The sequence below is a fragment of the uncultured Campylobacter sp. genome (assembly GCF_938017705.1).
Classification (GTDB): domain Bacteria; phylum Campylobacterota; class Campylobacteria; order Campylobacterales; family Campylobacteraceae; genus Campylobacter_B.
Genome location: NZ_CALIIS010000044.1, coordinates 1 through 1,857 on the forward strand (window position 1 = coordinate 1; position 1,857 = coordinate 1,857).

A 1,857-nucleotide genomic window follows, 5' to 3' on the forward strand; every position below is an offset into this window, starting at 1 on the left:
TTAAAGAATAGTAATTTTATATAAATGAGATTATCATTCTCAGTTTTTAGTTAGAAAGATTTATTTTGCATAAATTACAATAGAAAAAAAATAGAAAGAAAGTGCTTGTTTACTAAAAAATATTCTTATCTTTGCCACCTAATTATATTTTACAAATGATGATGAAAAAACTATTTATCACGGCATTAGTGATAATGTTAGGATTAGTTACAACAAATGCTAATGAAGGCGGTAGGAAAGAGATGATAGCCAAAGACGCTAATATATGCGACATTTCTTATGATGATAGCAATGCGTTATTCTCCGTTCAAAAAATATGTATAGACGGAAATGTTATTGCTATCATAGAAGTTGTGACCGACACCGATAAGAGCAAAACTGCTGGAACCAATCTAAATAAACCCTGCAGATGCGTTAAAGTCACCGAGCCTGGCGAAAGACCGTTTATAGTAGGACGAGAACTTAAAAAATAATCATACTGCGCTTGCGGCTTTGTTTCGATAAAAAGTCTCAAGCGCATAGTCCCCCACCACCACAAATGCCCTAATAAAATTTTACCGCTTTGCAGCCCAAATCCTGCGTAAAATAAATAAAATTTATCGCTTTTTAGGTATCATAAGCAAGTAATAAAATGAACGAAGGAGAGAAAATGAAGCAAGTATTTTTAGTGTTTGCGCTGTGGTTCAGTCTTAGCTGGGCTGCTTTTGCGATGCAAGATGCGGAGCCAAGCGAGGCACAAGGACAAAATTCTGCGGGAATTAAAATTTTAAACGACGAGTTTTTTAAGCTGTCCGCAAGAGAATACGCAAATGCAGTCGGTCGCTGCCTACCTTCCCATATCTATGACTATTGCGATAAAATTTATTCATTAGAAATTTCACGACTTATAAAGGAGTGCGGTTTCGGCGATGGAAAATATAGCGCTTGTCAAAATTTATTAAATATTGCGGATAGGAGTTGCTTTGAAAAGGATCAAATTGAAAATTCCTTGGCGTGCGGTTTATCCAGTGAAATTCTATTTAGAACAAATAGGCCGTCAATTGGATTAAAACGATTAATAAGAGCTTGCGAAGTGGGCAGAATAGAAGATTTTTGCTTACTTTGTGCAGGAGCTCATTTTTACTATGATTTAGACATAGAAGAGGTAATTAAATATATGGCAATGGCTCGAGATTTGACGCATGATAAAGAGCGCTACAATAAAATCATCAAAAAATTGCAAGATTGCAAAGCCGACAAAGAATGCAATCCCGCAAAATTAAAATTTCAATAGGCAAACGGCAAGAGCAAATACGGCGGGCTAAATTTCTAAATTTAAAAGACAAAGGAAAGGTCGCTATGGCGGATAGACTGATCGACATCGGGCTTATTTTGTTTTTCGGCGGTTTTGGCTTTGTATGCTATATAAACGGCGTATGCGGGATCGGCAAAGACTATATGCAGCGCAATAAAATAGACTTGATGCGCTGGACCGAGGCACATTTTGCGCTCCAACACGCCGTTTGATTCGAACGAGCCGCTAGAATTAAAATTCAAAGAGCCCAAAAGCAAGCACATAATCTACAATTTCTTTGAGTTCATCATCCATTATGCGATAATCGCGCCGTTTTTAGCGATCTATGCGGGGATTTTTCTATTTTGCGCGGGGCTAGCCATTAAAATTTTATCCTAAATTTAAAATTTGCGGCGGATGCAGAGCGGGCATTGCATAGACGCCGTTTTCGTTGCAGAATTTCAAATTTTACGCCGCATCTCTTACTAAGCATGCTACACTTATTATATTTTAAGAGATAAAATTTCAAAATTTTATCGCCGAATCCACGGCTTTTGAAATTTATGCCGTATTTTCTGTTTCTT

The 1,857-nt window shown here is 37.0% G+C and carries 5 protein-coding genes; 4 read left to right on the forward strand and 1 reads right to left on the reverse strand.

What is annotated here, in order from left to right; translation table 11 throughout:
- Positions 1 to 161 precede the first annotated feature (161 nt).
- From Q0605_RS02560 to Q0605_RS02575, 4 genes are all read left to right on the forward strand, one after another.
- Positions 162 to 473 carry a hypothetical protein gene (locus Q0605_RS02560; protein WP_298703946.1) on the forward strand — a complete coding sequence of 104 codons (312 nt, stop codon included), beginning with the start codon at positions 162 to 164 and terminating at the stop codon, positions 471 to 473.
- A gap of 176 nt (positions 474 to 649) precedes the next feature.
- A complete protein-coding gene (locus Q0605_RS02565) occupies positions 650 to 1,273 on the forward strand; it encodes a hypothetical protein (protein ID WP_298703948.1) in 624 nt (207 codons plus the stop codon).
- 65 nt (positions 1,274 to 1,338) lie between these two features.
- A complete protein-coding gene (locus Q0605_RS02570) occupies positions 1,339 to 1,506 on the forward strand; it encodes a hypothetical protein (protein WP_298703950.1) in 168 nt (55 codons plus the stop codon).
- Positions 1,484 to 1,672, forward strand: coding sequence for a hypothetical protein (locus Q0605_RS02575; protein WP_177387276.1), 189 nt, complete (start codon positions 1,484 to 1,486; stop codon positions 1,670 to 1,672). Before Q0605_RS02570 ends, Q0605_RS02575 begins: the two co-directional genes overlap by 23 nt.
- Here the strand turns inward: Q0605_RS02575 and Q0605_RS02580 are convergent.
- Positions 1,656 to 1,857, reverse strand: a 202-nt coding sequence (locus Q0605_RS02580) for a hypothetical protein (RefSeq protein WP_298703953.1), incomplete at its 5' end; no start/stop codon positions are given. The two genes, Q0605_RS02575 and Q0605_RS02580, sit on opposite strands and share 17 nt — an antisense overlap.